Annotated in this window: 15 protein-coding genes, 2 tRNA genes and 2 pseudogenes; 11 read left to right on the top strand and 8 right to left on the bottom strand. The window is 62.7% G+C overall.

Annotated elements, in window-relative coordinates:
- The first annotated feature begins 39 nt into the window (after positions 1 to 39).
- The 5 genes from infA to E7681_RS05405 all read left to right on the top strand — a co-directional run bounded on the left by infA (position 40) and on the right by E7681_RS05405 (position 2,285).
- On the top strand, positions 40 to 258 hold the full coding sequence (infA, locus tag E7681_RS05425; RefSeq protein WP_136338250.1) for a translation initiation factor IF-1: 219 nt from the start codon (positions 40 to 42) through the stop codon (positions 256 to 258).
- Entirely contained in the window at positions 259 to 834 is a 576-nt protein-coding gene (locus E7681_RS05420; RefSeq protein WP_136338249.1) for a Maf family protein, read from the top strand.
- A complete protein-coding gene (locus E7681_RS05415; RefSeq protein WP_136338248.1) occupies positions 831 to 1,856 on the top strand; it encodes a ribonuclease E/G in 1,026 nt (341 codons plus the stop codon). Before E7681_RS05420 ends, E7681_RS05415 begins: the two co-directional genes overlap by 4 nt.
- On the top strand, positions 1,853 to 2,035 hold the full coding sequence (locus tag E7681_RS05410; protein ID WP_136338247.1) for a DNA gyrase inhibitor YacG: 183 nt from the start codon (positions 1,853 to 1,855) through the stop codon (positions 2,033 to 2,035). Before E7681_RS05415 ends, E7681_RS05410 begins: the two co-directional genes overlap by 4 nt.
- A 175-nt stretch (positions 2,036 to 2,210) precedes the next feature.
- Positions 2,211 to 2,285, top strand: a tRNA-Phe gene (locus E7681_RS05405).
- Between the two features lie 81 nt (positions 2,286 to 2,366).
- Here E7681_RS05405 and E7681_RS05400 read toward each other — a convergent pair.
- The 4 genes and pseudogenes from E7681_RS05400 to E7681_RS05385 form a co-directional block, all read right to left on the bottom strand.
- A pseudogene (locus E7681_RS05400) lies at positions 2,367 to 2,837 on the bottom strand (transposase); the annotation flags it as partial.
- A gap of 89 nt (positions 2,838 to 2,926) precedes the next feature.
- Complete coding sequence (locus tag E7681_RS05395) at positions 2,927 to 3,220, bottom strand: transposase (protein ID WP_136338245.1); 294 nt, start codon at positions 3,218 to 3,220, stop codon at positions 2,927 to 2,929.
- 228 nt (positions 3,221 to 3,448) lie between these two features.
- A tRNA-Cys gene (locus E7681_RS05390) sits at positions 3,449 to 3,522 on the bottom strand.
- A 302-nt stretch (positions 3,523 to 3,824) separates the two neighbouring features.
- Positions 3,825 to 4,277, bottom strand: a complete 453-nt coding sequence (locus E7681_RS05385) for a hypothetical protein (RefSeq protein WP_136338244.1) — start codon at positions 4,275 to 4,277, stop codon at positions 3,825 to 3,827.
- A 244-nt stretch (positions 4,278 to 4,521) separates the two neighbouring features.
- Here E7681_RS05385 and E7681_RS05380 point away from each other — a divergent pair, with 244 nt between their 5' ends.
- From E7681_RS05380 to E7681_RS05370, 3 genes are all read left to right on the top strand, one after another.
- Complete coding sequence (locus E7681_RS05380) at positions 4,522 to 5,175, top strand: protein-L-isoaspartate O-methyltransferase family protein (RefSeq protein ID WP_136338243.1); 654 nt, start codon at positions 4,522 to 4,524, stop codon at positions 5,173 to 5,175.
- A gap of 97 nt (positions 5,176 to 5,272) precedes the next feature.
- Entirely contained in the window at positions 5,273 to 6,691 is a 1,419-nt protein-coding gene (locus tag E7681_RS05375; protein WP_246032409.1) for a TolC family outer membrane protein, read from the top strand.
- A 70-nt stretch (positions 6,692 to 6,761) separates the two neighbouring features.
- On the top strand, positions 6,762 to 7,601 hold the full coding sequence (locus E7681_RS05370) for a hypothetical protein (RefSeq protein ID WP_136338242.1): 840 nt from the start codon (positions 6,762 to 6,764) through the stop codon (positions 7,599 to 7,601).
- Here E7681_RS05370 and E7681_RS05365 read toward each other — a convergent pair.
- Both E7681_RS05365 and E7681_RS05360 read right to left on the bottom strand, forming a co-directional pair.
- A complete protein-coding gene (locus E7681_RS05365; protein ID WP_136338241.1) occupies positions 7,586 to 9,049 on the bottom strand; it encodes a cobyric acid synthase in 1,464 nt (487 codons plus the stop codon). The genes E7681_RS05370 and E7681_RS05365 overlap by 16 nt on opposite strands.
- A 117-nt stretch (positions 9,050 to 9,166) precedes the next feature.
- Positions 9,167 to 9,487: a DUF6280 family protein gene (locus tag E7681_RS05360; protein WP_136338240.1), complete on the bottom strand. Its 321-nt coding sequence runs from the start codon at positions 9,485 to 9,487 to the stop codon at positions 9,167 to 9,169.
- A gap of 217 nt (positions 9,488 to 9,704) precedes the next feature.
- On the opposite strand from E7681_RS05360, the gene efp reads away from it, so the two are divergent.
- Entirely contained in the window at positions 9,705 to 10,268 is a 564-nt protein-coding gene (gene efp, locus E7681_RS05355) for an elongation factor P (RefSeq protein ID WP_136338239.1), read from the top strand.
- A gap of 183 nt (positions 10,269 to 10,451) precedes the next feature.
- Positions 10,452 to 10,703, top strand: a complete 252-nt coding sequence (locus E7681_RS05350) for a type II toxin-antitoxin system prevent-host-death family antitoxin (protein WP_136338238.1) — start codon at positions 10,452 to 10,454, stop codon at positions 10,701 to 10,703.
- On the opposite strand, the gene ygfZ is transcribed toward E7681_RS05350, so the two are convergent.
- Complete coding sequence (gene ygfZ / locus E7681_RS05345; RefSeq protein ID WP_136338237.1) at positions 10,700 to 11,431, bottom strand: CAF17-like 4Fe-4S cluster assembly/insertion protein YgfZ; 732 nt, start codon at positions 11,429 to 11,431, stop codon at positions 10,700 to 10,702. The two genes, E7681_RS05350 and ygfZ, sit on opposite strands and share 4 nt — an antisense overlap.
- 68 nt (positions 11,432 to 11,499) lie before the next feature.
- On the opposite strand from ygfZ, the pseudogene E7681_RS05340 reads away from it, so the two are divergent.
- Positions 11,500 to 12,108 (top strand): annotated as a pseudogene (locus E7681_RS05340) (glycosyltransferase); the annotation flags it as partial.
- On the opposite strand, the gene E7681_RS05335 reads toward E7681_RS05340, so the two are convergent.
- A complete protein-coding gene (locus E7681_RS05335; protein ID WP_246032408.1) occupies positions 12,044 to 13,933 on the bottom strand; it encodes an ABC transporter ATP-binding protein in 1,890 nt (629 codons plus the stop codon). The pseudogene E7681_RS05340 and the gene E7681_RS05335 sit on opposite strands and share 65 nt — an antisense overlap.
- Positions 13,934 to 14,075 lie beyond the last annotated feature (142 nt).

Below are 14,075 nucleotides of genomic sequence, written 5' to 3'. Positions count from 1 at the left end.
TCCCGCAATTTGGGGCGGGATTAGTACTCAGGAGAGACCATGGCCAAGGAAGAACTGCTCGAATTCCCCGGTGTCGTGAAGGAACTCCTGCCGAATGCGACATTCCTGGTCGAGCTGGAAAACGGCCATACGATCATCGCACATACGGCAGGCAAGATGCGTAAGAACCGCATCCGTGTTCTGGCCGGCGATCGGGTTCAGGTCGAAATGACCCCCTACGATCTGACCAAGGGTCGGATCAACTATCGCTTCAAGTAAGTGCGTCTGATCCTGGGATCAGGCAGCCCGCGCCGCAAGGAATTGCTGGCGCAGATCGGGGTTGTGGCGGATGACATCCGCCCGCCCGATATTGACGAAACCCCGCATAAACAAGAGCTTCCGCGCCCTTATTGCGCCCGTATGGCGCGTGAAAAGGTGATGGCGGTGCAGGCTGATGCCGGGGATGTCGTGCTGTGTGCAGATACCACCGTGGCGCTGGGGCGCCGCATCATGGGCAAGCCCGCGAATGCCGGCGAGGCCGCGCAATTCCTGCTGGCCATGTCGGGGCGGCGCCACAAGGTGATCACCGCCGTGGCCGTGCGACGGGGCGACCGCGTGTGGGAGCGCGACGTTGTCACCGACGTCAAGATGAAACGCCTGTCCGACGAAGAGTTGAACGCCTACCTGGCCACCAACGATTGGCAAGGCAAGGCAGGCGGATATGGCATTCAGGGGCCCGCAGGGGCGCTGATCCCGTGGATTCAGGGCTCGTTCACCGCAGTGGTGGGCTTGCCGGTTGCCGAAACCGCTCAGCTGTTGCAGGCGGCGGGTTACCCGGTTTGGAGGCAGGCATGAAAGGCCGTCAGATTATTCTGGATCACATCCACGGACGCGAGGCTGCGGCCCTGCTGGTCGATGGCCGGCTGGAGGATCTGCTGATCGACAGCGATCAGCCGCGCCTGGGGGCGATTTATCGCGCCGTGGCCGAGCGTCCGATGAAGGGGCAGGGGGGCTTGTTCGTGAACACCCCCGATGGCTCGGCCTTTTTGCGTCAGGTGAAGGGGATCGCGCCGGGCGACAAGCTGCTGGTGCAGGTCTCGGGCTATGCCGAGGCGGGCAAGGCCATCCCCGTCACCACCCGCCTGCTGTTCAAAAGCCGCTATGCGATCGTGACGCCGGGTGCGCCGGGGCTGAACATCAGTCGCCAGATCAAGGACGATGACCTGCGTGACGAGCTGACGGGCTTGGCCCGCGCCGTGTTCGAGGGCGATGAGGAGACCGGTCTGATCCTGCGCTCCTCTTGTGCCACCGCTGATCCTGCGGACATTGGCGACGACATCGCCCAGATGCTGGATCTGGCCGCCGCCGTGGCTGGCGATACCGAGGGCGACATCGAAAAACTGACCGAGGGGGACAGTCCCCACGACACCGCCTGGCGCGAGTGGACCGAACCGGCTGAGGTGATCACCGAAGCTGGCGGCTTCGAAACTCACGGCGTGCTGGAGCGCATCGACGCGCTGCAATCGCCGCTGGTGACGCTGACGGGTGGCGCCTCGATGTATGTCGAGCCGACTCGGGCGCTGGTTGCCGTCGACGTGAACACCGGCCGTGACACCACCCCAGCCGCCGCGCTGAAGGCCAACATCGCCGCCGCGCGCGACCTGCCGCGTCAGCTGCGTCTGCGCGGTCTGGGCGGGCAGATTGTCATGGACCTGGCCCCGATGCCCAAGAAGGACCGTCGCGCGTTCGAGCTGTCGCTCAAGGCCGCCTTCCGCGCCGATCCGATCGAAACCATCCTGGCCGGCTGGACCCCCCTGGGCGCGTTCGAGCTGCAACGCAAGCGCGACCGCCTACCGCTGAGCGAGCTGCTGGCATGAGCTGCCCGATCTGCCAAAAGCCGACCGATGCCAAGTTTCGCCCCTTCTGTTCGCAGCGCTGCGCGGATGTGGACCTGGCGAAATGGCTGGGCGGTGACTACGCCATCCCGTCCCACGATCCCGAGGATATCGAGAAAGTCGCTGAGGCATTGGACGAGGCGCAACGCAAGCCGCACTAATGCCCTAATCGGCTGATTTTCGGTGTTTTTTGCTGCCCGCCCGGTGGCGAGATGCCTTGCGCGCAAACGGATTTTCTACGCCGCGATTTTTTTGCCGAAAATTGTCAAATCCCTCTGGACACCCTTCCGTGTCTCGCCTAGAACGCCTCCACCCGAACGCAAGTCGTTCTCCCGTGCCCGGGTAGCTCAGGGGTAGAGCAGTGGATTGAAAATCCTCGTGTCGGTGGTTCGATTCCGCCCCCGGGCACCATTTTTCATAGCAAAAAAAGATGCTTACGGTTTTCTTTGTTAGTAAGCGTTGCAATCAGCCCCCTATTTGCCATCCTTCCGAGATGACTTCGTATTTCAGGCTCCGCCAGAGCCGTTCCACGAAGATGTTGTCGAGGAACCGGCCTTTGCCGTCCATCGAGATGCGCACGCCGGATCGGCGCAGGCAGTCGGCCCAGGCGAAGGACGTGAACTGCGATCCCTGATCCGTGTTCATGATCTCGGGCGGGCCGAAGCGGTGGATGGCCTCATACAGCGCGTCTACACAGAAGTCAGTCTCCAGCGTGTTCGATATCCACCAGGCCAGCACCTTGCGGGTGTGCCAATCCATGATTGCCACCAGATACAGGAAGCCCCTTCGCATCGGCAGATAGGTGATGTCGGCGGCCCAGACCTGATTGGGCCGGGTCACACGCAGACCACGCAGCAGATAAGGCCAGGTCATCTGCCGCACGCCGAAGAACGGCGTCTCCAGGAACTGCTCGTCGATCTGGCGCATCAGCATCGAATTCATCGCCGTCTCGCCCTTGGGCTGGTAGTGGAACGACGACCGCGAGATCGACAGCAGCTTGCACTGTTTTCCGATCGACAGGTCGGGATTGGTGGGCTCAACCATCTTCCGACTCATGTGCCGGTCCACGGTTTGAGCTTTCTGGACAAAAAATCGTTGGCCACGGCCAGCTCCCCGATCTTGGCGTGCAGCTCTCTTGCCTGCTCTTCGTCGATCTCGGAGGCTTTCCTGTCGCCGCGCTCGAACACGCCAGACGCACCTTCCAGCAACGCCCGCTTCCAAGTGTGGATCATCGTCGGATGGACCCCGAACCGGCTCGCCAGATCGGCCACCGTCTGCTCACCCTTCAGCGCCTCAAGCGCCACCTTCGCCTTGAACTCCGGCGAATGCTGCTTCCGTTTCGACATCTCTGATCGCCTACTCGTCGAAGATCAGCAAATAGCAATTCGTAGCCTACGTCAGTGTCCGAATTTCGGGGGGTAGCTCAATTGCGAAGATACCCGCATTCGATACCCGCACAAGTCGAATGGATACAATCGATCTCGTATGGGAAGATCGAACACAGTCTATTTTCTCAATGAAATCAGTGGTCCGGTTGGGCCAAGATTGCATAGGATCTATCGGGAAGGTGATGATGGAGGCGAGTACCGGAATCGAACCGGTGTGCACGGATTTGCAATCCGCTGCGTCACCACTCCGCCAACTCGCCTTATGTAAGCGTATTAATCACTTACGTGGTGTACTTGTTTGGTCATCAGAAAAGCCATCGCCAAAGTGAAACGTGCTTCCCTGCCTACGACGCCGACATAATGGGATCGCGTGTGGATGTCTAGGCCTGAACCAAGGGTGGCTTCTCCTTTGTCTCACTTTTTTATGTAGGTGGCAGTCAAAGAGAGCCCTAGTGCTCTTGCGTTGAGTGTTCTGCCTGAAGCCGCACGGGACGACGAAAGCAAGAACAGGCGGGTCGTTTAGCCCGCTTGTTCCATTCTAAATTTGTCGTTCTTGACGCACTCAGGCAGCCATTCGCCGAATAAAGTACAGAGATCCGAACAGGATGAAAAAGTTGGCGACTTGACCAGGGATGACGGCCCCTAGCGCCACTACGCCGGTTGCCACCACATGGACATGCAATGCCGTGATCAACAGGTGCAAGGTGACGTTGCTCCAAAGCGCCGCCTTAAGCGCAACGGAGTCCGGTTCGTTTCTAACAAGGTAGTTGAGCACGGTTGCCGCCAAAATGGCTGCGCCATAGGCGCGAACAAAGACGGACAACTGCGCGGATGGTTCAAAGCCGACGTTGGTTGCCTGAATATGCGGTGCGACCATCATCAGCAGGCCAAACAATAAGCCTATAATGGCTGTTATTAGAAAAATAGTGAACGTGACAAAGTGCTTCCTCCCAGTTTTTGACTTTCTGCTTAAATTATTAGCATGTTTGGTGGATTTTGGCCAAATTTGCTGCAAGTGATTGGATTAATGGTGCTTAAGTGGATTGCTGTTCCGACATCGTGTGCGCTGAGATTTTCTGTCCGGCGGTGACCGAGGTCGATCTGAGGTCGGGCAGGTCGCTAGGGGGCGGTTCGACCGATCGACGGCGATAGGGCAGGGAGCGGCGATTTGACGTTTGCGGCAGGGTTCATTGGCGTTGCTGCCAGCGACGGAATATGACACAACTGACGTTAAGATTCTGAACGAACGAGTTTAGCACATGACCGACTACGCCGCCCGCCGCACCATGATGGTAGACACTCAGATCCGTCCTTCGGATGTGACCAAGTTTCCGATCATTGACGCCATGCTGTCCGTCCCGCGTGAGGACTTCGTGCCTGCCGACAAGGTTCAGGCCGCCTATGTGGGCGACAATGTCAGCCTGGGCGGCAACCGTGTCGTGCTGGAGCCGCGCACCCTGGCCAAGATGCTGGACGCGCTGGACATTACCCCGGACGAGCTGGTCTTGGATATCGCTTGCGGGCTTGGCTACTCGTCGGCCGTGATCGCCAAGATGGCCGCTGCGGTGGTCGCCGTTGAAGAAGACGAAACCCTAGCCGAAGAAGCGCAAACCGCGTTGTCGCGGGCTGGTGCCGATAACGTGATCCAGCACACTGGCGCGCTGACCGCAGGTGCAGCCGCGCATGGCCCCTATGACGTGATCGTTCTGCAAGGTGCGGTCGAGCGTATGCCCGAAGAGATCCTGGCGCAGCTCAAGGAAGGCGGGCGCATCGCTGCCCTGTTCGCCGAGGGTGAACTGGGTGTCGTCCGGGTCGGCTACAAGATCGACGGAGAGATGAACTGGCGCTTTGCTTTCAACGCGGGCGCACCGGTCTTGCCGGGGTTCGAACGCCACCGGGCGTTTACCCTGTAAGGCTAACATAATTAGGCCGCGCCCGTTGGACCCCCGGGCGCGGTTTTGGTTTGAGTGAAAGAACAATAGCCCCAGAGGGGGCGAGCAGGAGCATGACATGCGGAAAATGGGGATTCGAGCGCGCCTGATGGCTGGTGGTCTGGCGATGGTTATGGCGGTTACGGCGCCGGTTCTGGCAAATGCTGAAAACCTGGCGGACGCGCTGGCCTCGGCCTACAACAACAGCGGGCTGCTGAACCAGTACCGCGCCGTCCTGCGTGCCGCGGACGAGGATGTCGCCGTGGCCGTGGCCGCGCTGCGCCCTGTCGTGGGCTGGACCGGCAGCATTGATTACGTCAAGTCGCGCGCGCGGACTTCGCTGTTCCTGCCGGCGCAAACGTCGGAAACCCGCTCGGCCACGCTGGGCATCGGGGCTGAACTGCTGCTCTGGGATGGCGGTAAATCCGTCCTGACCATTGATGCAAAGCGCGAGGCCGTTCTGGCCACCCGCGAGGCGCTGATCGGGGTTGAACAGAACATCCTGCTGCAAGCCGTTGACGCCTATATGAGCGTCCGCAGCGCCTCGGAAACCGTTGCTCTGCGTCAGAACAACGTCCGCGTCATTACCGAAGAGCTGCGCGCCGCCAAGGACCGTTTCGATGTGGGCGAAGTGACCCGCACCGACGTCGCGCAGGCCGAGGCCCGCCTTGCCGCTGCGCAAAGCGCCTTCGCGCAGGCTCAGGGCGATCTGGTCACCGCGCGTGAGTATTATAAGGCTGCCGTTGGCGCCAATCCCGGATCGCTGACGCCTCCGCCGGCGGTTCCCGCAACGGCCAAGTCGATGGACGAAGCCAAGCTGATCGCCGTGCGCACCCATCCCGACGTGAAGCAGGCCCAGCACGAGGCCGCTGCCGCCGAGCTGGCGGTGCAGATCACCCGCGCCGCGTTGAAGCCGACCATCAGCCTCAGCGCCGGGTATAGCGAGAAGAACGTCTTCGACAGCGCGAACTTCACCCATGCCGGCTCGATCGGTCTGGACATCAGCGGCCCGATTTATGCCGGTGGCAAGGTCGCCGCGCTGCTGCGTCAGTCGATCGCCAATAACGAGGCCGCCCGTGCCAACCTGCTGGTCACCACGCAAAGCGTGGAGCGCGAGGTCGGCACTGCGTTCTCGAACCTGAAAGTTGCCGGTGCGGCGCGCAACGCGTTCGACCAACAGGTCCGCGCCGCGACCGTGGCCTTCCGCGGTGTCCGCGAAGAGGCGACCCTGGGCGCGCGCACCACGCTGGACGTGCTGAACGCCGAACAGGAACTGCTGGACGCTCAGGCCAGCCTGATCGCCGCCCGCAACAGCGAATACGTGGCCGCCTACAAACTGCTGCAAACCATGGGCCTGCTGACGACCGAGCACCTGAAGCTGAACGTTCAGCGCTACGATGCGTCGGCCTATTACGATCAGGTCAAATACGCCCCGTCGATGCTCAGCAAGCAGGGCCGCCAGCTGGACCGTGTGCTGCAAGGCATGGGTAAAAAATAAAAATTTCCTCATCGGTTGAGCGAACCGGCACTCGGGGGTACACTTCCCCCGAGGCTGAACGGGTATAGGCATGTCGAATCCAGTTACCAACGCAGATATCGAGGACGTCCTTTCGTCCATTCGCCGCCTTGTGTCCGAGGACGCACGGCAATCGGTACCTGCGCCTGTGGCTGAACCATCTGGCCGTCTGGTCCTGACGCCCGCATTGCGCGTCATGGAGTCCGCACGCCCCGAGGAAATCCGCTCGGGCGAGGCGTCGCCTGACACCCCCGAGGATGAAACCAGTGCCGATCTGCCGCAGCCTGAACTGGTTGAGGCATACGAGATGGCGGGCCTGTCGCTGGACGACACCGGCCGGCGCAACCTCGAAGCCAGGATTGCCGAACTCGAAGCGGTCATCACCGAGTCCGGCGGCCAGTGGGAACACGACGGCGAGGAAGGCAGCGCCAATGCCGGTGGCTTCGTGCGCCGCCTGCATTGGGAGCCGGAGGCGATCTCCGCAGAGCTCGAGGACACGGACGAGGCTGGCTTCGTCGAGATGGCCGAGGAACAGGTCGCCGAGGATACCGTCGTCGCCTTTGCCGAGGCGCCTGCCGTCGACGAGGTTGAGGTCGTGGCCATCGAAGAGCCCGAGGTCGAGACGGATTTCGCCGCGGACGACTACGAACCCGCGCCGCTGGATCAGGCCGAGGAGACCTGTGCCACCCCGGATTTTGACGACGATGCGGCAGACGAAGGCGTTGATTTTCCTGCCGATTTCGTCGTAGACGAACAGATGCTGCGGGCTTTGGTTGCCGAAGTCGTGCGGCAGGAATTGCAGGGTGCTCTGGGCGAGCGGATCACCCGCAACGTCCGCAATCTTGTGCGTCGTGAAATCATGCGCGCTCTGACCAGTCAGGGACTGGAATAACGCGGCTCGCGCGCCAGACTCAGCAGCAGATCGATGTCCAGATGCGCCTCCATATGGTCGGCGAGAGCGTCCAGCGTGTCCTCGACGGACGCATCATAGCTGAGCCTGCTTTCCAGCCCCAATTCCGCCAGAAACGCGCGGCGGAACCCGTCCGCGCTGAACAGGCCGTGCAGATAGCACCCACGCACCCGGCCATTCGCGGACGCGGCACCATGCGGCTGATCCTGAACCTGTAGCCAGGCGCGCTGGCAATCGGGACCGTCAGTATGCCCCAGGTGGATTTCGTAGCCGTCTACCAGATCCCCGCTGGGCAAATAGGTCGCTTGTGTCAACGCCAGCCGCTTTTGCGGTTTCATCACGGTTGTAACATCCAGCAATCCCAGCCCGGCGACGCTGCCAGCGGGCCCTTCCAGCCCATCGGGGTCGTGAATTTCGCGGCCCAGCATCTGATACCCGCCGCAAATGCCCAGCACATGACCGCCGCGCCGGACATGTGCCTGAAGGTCGATATCCCAACCCTGTGCGCGAAAGAATTCCAGATCGGCAATCGTGGATTTCGACCCCGGCAGCAGCACCAGCGCCGCGTCGGCGGGCAGGGGGTGCCCGGGCGGCACGATCTGAACGCTGACGCCCGGCTCGGCCGACAGCGGGTCCAGATCATCGAAATTCGAGATGCGCGACAGGTGCGGAACCGCGATTTTCAGATTACCGGACCCGGCTGAGGAGATGTCCATCACATCCTCGGCGGGCAGTTTCCACGCCTCGTTGAACCACGGCAGAACACCCAAAGTGGGCCAGCCGGTCCGCTCGACCGTGAACTGCAGGCCGTCGTCAAACAGGCTCACATCGCCCCGGAACTTGTTGATCGCAAAGGCACAAATGCGCGCGGCATCGGGGGCGTCCAGCACGGTCTGCGTTCCAACGATCTGCGCAATGACGCCGCCCCGATCAATGTCGCCCAGCAGCACCACGGGCACATCCGCGGCCTCGGCAAAGCCCATGTTTGCGATGTCGCCCTTGCGCAGGTTGACCTCGGCGGGGCTGCCTGCGCCCTCGATCAGAACGATGTCGGCCTGGGTGCACAGGCGCTGAAAACTCTCCAGCACATAGGGCATCAGCGACGGCTTCTTTTGCCCGAAATCGCGTGCCAGCTGGGTGCCGAACCGGCGGCCCTGCACGATGACCTGCGCGCCGGTGTTGGTCTCGGGTTTCAGCAGAACCGGGTTCATGTCCGTGTGCGGCTCCACACCAGCCGCCCGGGCCTGCAACGCCTGAGCGCGGCCGATTTCACCCCCGTCCGAGGTGATCGCGGCGTTATTCGACATGTTTTGCGGCTTGAACGGTCGCACCGACAGGCCGCGCCGCACCAGCGCGCGTGCCAGCCCGGCCACGAACATGGATTTGCCGACGTTCGAGCCAGCCCCCTGGATCATGATCGCGCGCGCCATTGCTTCCTCCGAATGCCAGATCGCATCGGGTCTATGCTGTGGGATCAAAGGGGGGAAGGGCAAAAGAAAACGCGCCCCGACTGGGGGCGCGTTTTTCGTAATAAGATGCCAGAGGCCTTATGCGGCCTCGGCGTGCTGTGCAGCGTTGCGGCGTTCACTCTCTTCACGCGACAGCGCGACCGAGGTACGAATCCCTTTGGACACGAATTCCATCAGACCCTTCACAACGCGTTCGTTCGGGTCGATGCCGGCGCAAGTCAGCACCTCACGACCATCGCGCGAGCGGGCCCAGCGGGCGATTTGCTCGGGACCGTTGCCATATTTCTTGTCGTCGGCGATGGCATCGTCGAGCGCAGCCAACACAACGGCTGCAAAGAGTTTACGTGCACGGTTGCCTTGCTCGTTATTGAAGGCCGTGCCGTCAACGAAATCTTTCATGATTCGTCCTTCGTTATTGCTCTTGCGTTTTTCGGGCGTGGCGCTCCTTATGACGGATAAGTTGCGATTCGGATAGGCTGCATTTGCATGGCTCCCATGCAAAAAGCGCATATCTTGTCGAAAATTCGCCCCAAGTCTCGTCGTCTTGCACCGGTGACCGACACAAGATATAGGAACGGTCAAATTCCGATCAACCTTTGCGCAAGGTTTTGCCAATATGCCCAAGATCAACGGTAACGAAATCCGCCCCGGCAACGTGCTGGAGCATGAAGGTGGTCTGTGGGCCGCCGTGAAAGTGGACCATGTGAAGCCCGGCAAGGGCGGCGCATTCGCTCAGGTCGAGCTGAAGAACCTGCGCGACGGCCGCAAGCTGAACGAACGCTTCCGCAGCGCCGACAAGGTCGAGCGCGTCCGCCTGGAGCAAAAAGACCAGCAATTCCTGTACGAAACCGACGGGATGCTGGTGTTCATGGACACCGAAACCTACGAACAGGTCGAGCTGCCCGCAGACATCCTGGGCGAACGCCGCCCGTTCCTGCAGGACGGCATGACCGTCGTCATCGAATACCACGACACCGAGGCGCTGAACGCGACCCTGCCGCAGAAAGTTGTCTGCAAGATCGTCGAGACCGAGCCGGTCGTGAAGGGCCAGACGGCCGCCAACTCGTTCAAACCGGCGGTTCTGGACAACGGCGTGCGCGTGATGGTGCCGCCGTTCATCGGCCAGGACGAAGATATCGTCGTCAACACCGAGACGATGGAATATTCGGAACGCGCCTGATTTTCAGGTCTGATCTCTGGGAGGAGGTCGAGCGGGGAGCCGGGCAATTGCCCGGCTTTTTGCTGTCTGGGGGGCACCGCGCGGCGTTAACGATTTACAGCGCGGCGGCGGCGTTGGGGTTTGGTTAACCCGTTTGAACGTAGGGTTTCGGGGCAAAACCGTACGATTCGAAAAGGGGATTCCATGCTGGAAAACGGGGTGCTGCCCAGCAGCTATCTGCGCACCAATCTGGCCGATGTGCTGAACAGCGTGCGCTATGCGCAGCGGCGTTATCTGATCACGCGCGGCTCGCAGCCGGTGGCGGCGCTGGTGCTGCCGCATGAACTGGACGTGGTCGAGGAACTGGTGCGCAAGTCGCCCGCGCAGAAGGAATACGAATACATGGCCCGGATGGAGGCGTGGCGGCGCGCCTCGGTCGTGGCGCGCGCTGGTTAGGGCGTCCAGCTGACAGGGACGCCGGCGGCGGTCAGAGGGCCCTCGGCGCGGTCGAACCGCAGATAGGCGATGGCCCGGCCGCCCGATTGGGTGAACAGGGTGCCGGCCTCTTTGTCGCCGGACAGGATCGGCGTGCCGATCGGGGCGGTGCCGTCGATGGCGACGGTGGTCAGGCCCTTGCGCAGCTCGGTCTTGTGCTTCATGCGGGCGGTCACCTCTTGCCCGACATAGCAGCCCTTGCGGAAATCGACGCCGTGCAGACGCTCGAACCCGGCCTCCAGGATATAGGTGTCGGGCGTCAGCTCGATCCCGGTTTCGGGGATGCAATGGGCGACGCGGATAGCATCGAAATCGGTGCCGTCATCGCCGGATTCCGCGCCGTACAGGCGCCAGCCAAGCGCAGGGTGGCGGGGATCCGTCACCGCGCCTTGCGGGGTGTCCCCGGTGCCGCGTCGGACCTGAAGGTCGGTGTCAGTCAGCGTGACCTGGGCGCGCAGCTTGTACATGGTCAGGCGCGGCAGGATCGCGGGGGCCAGCGTGGCGTCGATGTCCAGCAGCACGTCCTGATCCTGCGGGATCAGCAGGAAATCGGCCAGGTATTTGCCCTGCGGCGTCAGCAGCGCGGCGTAGACGGGGCCGTCTTTCAGGCGCTTGACGTCGTTGGTCACCAGCCCCTGGAGGAAGTGCTGCGTGTCCGGCCCGCTGATGCGGATGATTTTTCTGGTCATTTCACTCTCCCGTCCTGCGCGTGAGTTTAATATAGGCTTGGCGGCGAAGGACAACAGGGGATGAGCGGATGCGGGCGGCGTTGAGCGTGGTGATACCGGTTTTGAACGCGGAACGGGCGCTGCCGGGCTGTCTGGCCGCCCTGATGGAGGGGCTGGAGGCCGGGCTGATCCGCGAGCTGGTGATCAGCGATGGCGGGTCTTCGGATGCGACGGTGCAGATCGCCGAGGAGGTGGGCGCGGTTGTCGTGACGGGGCCGGCGTCACGCGGAGGGCAGCTGCGGCGCGGGGCCGAGGTGGCGCAGGGCGAATGGCTGCTGTTGCTCCATGCCGATACGCAATTGGCGCCGGGCTGGACGGACGCGGTGATCGCGCACATGCAGGGGCAGGGCGCGGCGTATTTCCGGCTGGCGTTTGCCTCATCCGCTTTGGCGGGGCGCTTTGTGGCTGGATGGGCCAATCTGCGGGCGCGGTGGTTCGGGCTGCCCTACGGCGATCAGGGGTTGCTGATCAGCCGGGCGCAGCTGGAGGCGATCGGCGGGGTGCCGGATCAGCCGTTGATGGAGGATGTGGCGCTGGCGCGGGCCTTGCGGGGCCAGTTGCACGCGCTGCCGGTTATCGCCCGAACCAGCGCCGAGCGATACGAGACAGAAGGTTGGTGCCGTCGGGGCTGTCGGAACCTGTGGACCCTTGCCCGCTACCTTGCTGGCGCTGACCCTGAGCGGCTAGCGCAAGACTATCGGCGGTCGGACCGTCGGTCCTGAACTGCAGGGCGTGCAGCTCGGCGTAGATGCCGCCACGGGCCAGCAGCTCGTCATGGGTGCCTTCGTCGACGACGCGGCCCTTGTCCATCACCACGATCTTGTCGGCGTTGCGCACGGTGGACAGCCGGTGCGCGATGACCAGCGTGGTGCGGCCGCGGGCCAGTTGATCCAGCGCCTCTTGCACGACCTGTTCGGATTGGGCGTCCAGCGCGCTGGTCGCTTCGTCCAACAGCAGGATTGGCGTGTTGCGCAGCAGGGCGCGGGCGATGGCGACGCGCTGGCGCTGCCCACCCGAAAGGGCCGAGCCGCGCGGGCCTACCGGCGTGTCCAGCGCCTGCGACAGCTTGGGCAGGAAGTCCTGCACATGCGCGGCCTTCAGTACCGAGTTCAGACGGTCAATCGACACGTCCGAGCGGCCCAGCAGGATGTTTTCGCGCAGGGTTTCGTCGAACAAGGCGGCGTCTTGCGAGACGACCGAGAAAAGCCCGCGAAGGTCTGGAATAGACAAGTCTTTGGCCTCTGTCCCGCCGATTAGCACCTTTCCAAGTTGAGGATCGACAAGCCGGGTTAGCAGGTTGAACACCGTGGATTTACCCGCGCCGGACGCGCCGACCAGTGCGGTGGTCTTGCCGGCAGGGGCGACCAGCGTGGCGCCGTTCAGCACCTTGGTGTCGCCGTAGGACAGGTGGACGTTCTCCAGCCGGACCTCGGGCGTGCCCTTGGGGGCGGGCTTGGGCAGGGCCGGGGATTGCAGGGTGGGCTGGGTGTCCAGCAGTTCCTTGATGCGTTCGATCGCGGCGGCGGCGTTCTGCCAGACGCCGGACACGGCCCCCAGACGGCGCAGCGGTTCAAACGCGAAACCGATGGCGGTGAAGAAGGACATGAACTCGCCAATGGTCTTTTCACCGGCGATGATTTCCGAGCCGCCAAAGACCAGAACACCCAGAAAGCCGAAGCCCGCCATCACGTCGATCAGGCCGGGGATGGCCGCAGCGCCCAGCTTGGCGCGCACATCGGCGCGGACCAGATCGTTGGTCAGGGTGCGGTAACGGTTCGACTGGTATTGCTCCAACCGGTTGAGTTTCACCGGGATGATGCCGTGGAACACCTCGTCCAGACGGGTCGAGAGCTTGGCCCCGGCATCGCGCGCCTCACGCGCGCGGCGGCGGACGAATTTCTGCACGACGGCCGAGGGCAGCACCATGATCGGCGTGCCGATGCAGGCGACCAGCGTCCATTGCCAATCGACCGACAGGGCGACGCCCATCAGGATCACCAGGGACACCAGATCGCGCCCCGCGCCGGTGATGATGGCGTTCCAGACCTGGCCCACGGCCTCGACATCCGATTGCACGCGCTGGATCAGGAACCCCGGCGGATGGGTCTGGTGAAAGGAGCTGTCCTGCTCCATCAGGTGGTCCAGCAGTTCGGTCCGCATATCGGCGGCCGAGCGTTGCGAGATCAGCGCCAGCAGCGCCTTTTGCCCGACGGATGCCCCCGCGCGGATCACGAAGATGCCCAGGATCGCGCCGCCGACCAGCCAGATCGCGCCGTGCTGCCCCTCGACAAAGATCTGGTCGAACATCGGGCGCATCATGTAGCTGAGCGCGCCCAGCATCGAGCCTTCGAGCGCCATGAACACCAGCGAGCCGATCAGCAGGCCCAGATGCTTGCGCAGGTATTTTCGCCACAGCCAGCCCAGCAGATGGGCCGAAGAGTCGTTTTGCGTCTGCGGTGTCATGCCAGTCCTGCGGCTGTTTTCCTGCGCGTCTTGTACGGTTTGCGCGGGCCAGTGGCAAGCGCCGCGCCCGGTGCCGTAGCTTTGCGGCGTTGACGCCGCCGCGCAGGGGCGTAGGGTCGGCGAGTTGTCCTACGGAGTTTGC

Source organism: Thalassobius vesicularis (assembly GCF_004799325.1).
In the GTDB taxonomy this organism is placed as follows: domain Bacteria; phylum Pseudomonadota; class Alphaproteobacteria; order Rhodobacterales; family Rhodobacteraceae; genus Thalassobius; species Thalassobius vesicularis.
This window is presented reverse-complemented; position numbering and strand designations above follow the sequence as displayed.